Here is a 3,940-nt window from a genome sequence, read left to right as displayed (position 1 = left end):
CCAAGGCCTCGCGGACACGCTCGGCGACCACCAAGAACACGATCTCGGCGACCACGCTGGCGCCCCACAAGGCGCCGATCTGGACGCCGTCGAACCCCCGGTCGCGCCACAGAAGGCTCGAGAAGCCATAGAAGAGTGCGTGCGAACCCTGGATCAGCGCCAGGACGATCGTCACCCGACCAAACCCTGGCGCCTCCCATAAGCGACGCAGCGTTTCGATCGGGCCGTCTTGGGGCGAAACCCGCTCAGCCACTCTGAACGGCGGGAGCGTCCTCGCACCCAACGCCAGCATGGTCGCCGCGGCCAGGCTCCAGACAAGCAAGGCCGTCGGCCCAAATAGCTTCAGCACGAAGCCGCCCGCCATGCTGGCGGCGGCGTAAGCGGCCGATCCCAAGGCCCGCATCCGCCCGTAGGTCCATGCGCTCGCGCGAACCACCGTCAGGGCCATGGCATCGAGCAGCGGCAGGCAGGCGGCCGAAGCGGTGGCGGCCAAAAACCAGGCCCCGCCCAGGACCCAAGGGCTCCGGCTGACGCCCAGCACCGCGAACCCCAGGGCAATCGCGCCTCCAAGCCAGATGAGGCCGGATCTCTGCAGCGCCAGGCGATTGGCCGCCAACGCTATGGCGGGGCCGGTCAACAGCCGCGCCAGGTTGGGCGCGGCCAGAACCATCGCCAGGGCCTCCCCGGACAATCCACGGCTGTCGAGCCACAGCGGCATAAGCGGAGAAGCCACGCCCCGCCCCAGGAACAGCGCCACATAGACCAGCCCGATCGCAGCCAGGCCTCCAGATCGAGCCTCGCCCGGATCACTGGCCGCCTGATTCATCATCGCCCCCGCCGTCACGCGATATTGGACCTAGCCGCCCCGGTCGCGACGCCGGTCTCCGCCCCAGCGTCGCCTTTAGCGCGCGCCGCCCAGAATCCGAAGCCGCCGCGAAGGCGGTAGTCGTCAGTAGCGGTATTTCACGCCGACGAAGTAGCTGCGCCCCGGATTGACGGCTTGAGCCACCACATCGGTCGCGCCGGTCGTCTGGCGCCAGTCCTGATTGGTGAGATTGCGCGCCTCGGCGAACAGGCGAAGGCCGTGGCGCACGACGAAGTTGGCCTGCAAATCCAGCTGTTCGTAACGATCGATCCACACGTCCTTTTCGGCGCTGGTTCCGAAGGTGCCGGTAAAGGTTCGCCCGCGCAGGCGCCAAGCGAGGTTCAGGTCCAGCGGCCCGGCGTCATAGCTGACCATCACGTTCGCCAGCCAGCGGGGCTGGTTGCGCAAGCCATCGACGCCGCGCCGCGTCCCATCGGTGAAAACGACATCCCAGCGACCGTCGAGATAGGTGTAGTTGGCGTTGAAGCCCAAACCCTTCAGCAGCCCCGGCAGGCTCTCAAAGCGACGCTTGACCAGGCTGACCTCTAGGCCCTTCACCCGGGCAGCGCCGGTGTTGAGCGGAACCTCTTCGGTGAGGATGGCCACGCCCGCGGCGTCGAACTGCTGCGTGCGCTGAGTGAAGGTCTCTTCGTGCAAATCCTTCCTGAAGACTCCGATCGAGGCGAAGCCATCCTGGAAATAGTATTCGGCCGCCAAGTCATAATTGGTCGATTGGCGGGGGTTCAGATTGGGGTTGGTGCCCTTGATGACGGGGTTGCCCAGGCTATCGAGGGTCGTCGTGCGGCCCATGGCGAAATCGGAGAAGTCGGCTCGAGCCAGGGTCTTGGTGAAGGCCGCCCGAAGACGCAGCTTGTCGGTGACGTCGAAGCTGGCCTGGGCGTTGGGTAGCCAGTTGTCGTAGCCGCGATGACGCGTGGCCGCCTTGGTCACGCCATTGATGATATCGGCGGTGTCGTTGTCGAACCGGGTATGCTCGTAGCGCAGTCCGGTCAAAAGCCGATAGCGATCGCCGGTGAAGGACATGCTCGCATAGCCCGAGGTCACATCTTCGGTGAGGCGATAGTCGGCGGTCGCCTGATCATCGCGCGTCAGGACGCCATTGGACCGCATGGCCGCCCAAAAGGCGCTCCAGTCGTTCTCCATGGCGCTGTTGTCCGCAACGCTCGATCCCGCCGGCGCCACCTGCGACAGCCGCAACGTCATCCCGGTGGGCAGCTTGTAATTGTCCTGGGCTTGGTCGTAGTCGCGATCAAGGCGCGTCCAAGCGGCTCCCGCCTTGAAACCCAGCCCGCGCGCGGAGTGGCCGCTGTTGAAATCATAGTCGGCGCGGAGGGCGTAGACCTTGTCGGAGAGACGCTGGAACTGCTGATAAGAGGCGCTGGTGTTGCGGTAGACCCAGTTGGCGGGATCGCCGAAGCCCGTGGTGGATACGCTCGCCGACGGGCGATCGCCGGAGACGTCATAGGATCCGCTCAGGCCCGACATCTGGAAGGTTTCGGGATAGCGCAGGTCCACGTCATAGTCGTAGTCGGTATAGTTGCCGCGCAGGGCCAGAACGCCGCGCGCGCCGAGCTGATAGTCCACGCCACCGCCCAGAACGGCGGCCTGGCGCTTGATGTCGTAGTCATATTCCTTGGTCTGGCCCACGGCCTTGTTGAAATTGGCCTTCCCGTTGGAATAGTCGGTCGTTCGGCCGCTGGTTTGATAGATATAGACGCCACTGCGCTGCAGGTATTGCTTGGTGTGCTCGTCGAACACATTGGCCGAAAGAAAGGCGTACAGCCTGTCATTGGCTCGCGCCTCGAGCTTGCCATAGGCGGCGTTGCGCCGGATGTCCTTGTCGTACTTGCCTTGGTAGACGCCGCCATTGACTTGGTCGCTCCCCGACACCTGGCTGTAGCCGTCAACGGCGACATAGCGGTCAAAATTGCGGGTGCGTTGACTGTCGAAACCAAGAACGGCGCCGAATTTCCCTTCTGCGCCGAAGGTCGTCTTGCCAGCGCCATAAAACCGGTACGAGGGGCCGCCCTGGCCTCCCGACCCATCCTGGTCATAGGCCCCGACCCGCGCGCCGAGTGACAGATAGGGTTTGGATCCGCCGTCAAAGGCCCGCAGCGTGCGCAGCGAAATGTGTCCGCCGACCGCGTTGGCGTCCTGATCGGGAGTCACGGTCTTGAAGACGTTGACCTGATTGACGATCGAGGCGGGAAAGATCGCCAGCTGGGCGCCGCGGTTGTTCTGGCTGGTGAACCAGATCGGATTGCCGTCGATGTCCATGCTGTTGTAGCGGGCGTCAAAGCCCCGCACGGTCGTCGATCCGGCCTCCGAGGTCTGGGTGAACTTGTCGGAGCTCACTCCGACCACGCGATCAAGGGCCTCGGCCAGGGTGGTGTCGGGCAATCGAGCGATGTCTCGGGCGGTGATCGAGTCGACAACGCCTGGAGCGCGTCGCTTGATCGTGTCACTGGGCGTATCGACCTGCCGATTGCCGCTGACCACCAACGCATCGACCGTCGCACCGCTATTCGGGTCGGTCGACTGAGCGATGGCCGGCTCGACGCCGAGACCAAGCGCCAGAGCGGAGGCGGCCCAGACGACGGGCTTGGAGGTGATCGACATGGCAGTCCCCTTGATGACTTCGACGTGAGGTGCCCATAAAGCCGATTCATGACATTTTGACTTATCATGAAATTAATTTGAGGCCGACCAATGGCCATCCGGTCTCCAAACATCCTTGCCCGTAAGCTCATGACAAGCTAGTCCGAGCTTACAATTCAGCTTGCCTGGGAAATTAATGCCGGATCCGACCCTCTGGACCCTTTCGCCGAGTGAACGCACCGTTCTACGGGCGATCTGGCGGCACGCACCGATCTCGCGAAACAGTATCGCCAAGCTCACCGGCCTGGCGCCGGCTTCGGCCACGCGACTGGTGCGCGATCTGGAACAGCGCGGCCTGGTGGCTGACTCGGTGCTGCGCCGCGGAGGCCGCGGGCAGCCCAGCCGCCCTCTGACCCTGCGCCCAGAAGGCGCCTATTCGTTCGGGGTCTATTTCTC

Annotated in this window: 3 protein-coding genes; 1 reads left to right on the top strand and 2 read right to left on the bottom strand. The window is 64.2% G+C overall.

Going from position 1 to position 3,940, the window contains the following annotated elements; translation table 11 throughout:
- Nucleotides 1–829: MFS transporter (locus VJ655_RS00215; protein WP_324097370.1), on the bottom strand; the 829-nt coding region annotated here is incomplete at its 3' end.
- A gap of 120 nt (nucleotides 830–949) precedes the next feature.
- Nucleotides 950–3,505, bottom strand: a complete 2,556-nt coding sequence (locus VJ655_RS00210) for a TonB-dependent receptor (protein WP_324097369.1) — start codon at nucleotides 3,503–3,505, stop codon at nucleotides 950–952.
- Between the two features lie 175 nt (nucleotides 3,506–3,680).
- Here VJ655_RS00210 and VJ655_RS00205 point away from each other — a divergent pair.
- A partial coding sequence (locus tag VJ655_RS00205; protein WP_324097368.1) for a MarR family transcriptional regulator occupies nucleotides 3,681–3,940 on the top strand: 260 nt, incomplete at its 3' end.

This window comes from Caulobacter sp. (assembly GCF_035254145.1).
Lineage (GTDB): Bacteria > Pseudomonadota > Alphaproteobacteria > Caulobacterales > Caulobacteraceae > Caulobacter.
Note: the sequence above shows the minus strand (reverse complement) of the source record. Positions and strands in the feature narration are given on the sequence as shown.

Coding starts and splice junctions, on each gene's coding strand:
- VJ655_RS00210 (WP_324097369.1), bottom strand. CDS start 3,505: ATGTCGATCACCTCCAAGCCCGTCGTCTGGGCCGCCTCCGCTCTGGCG.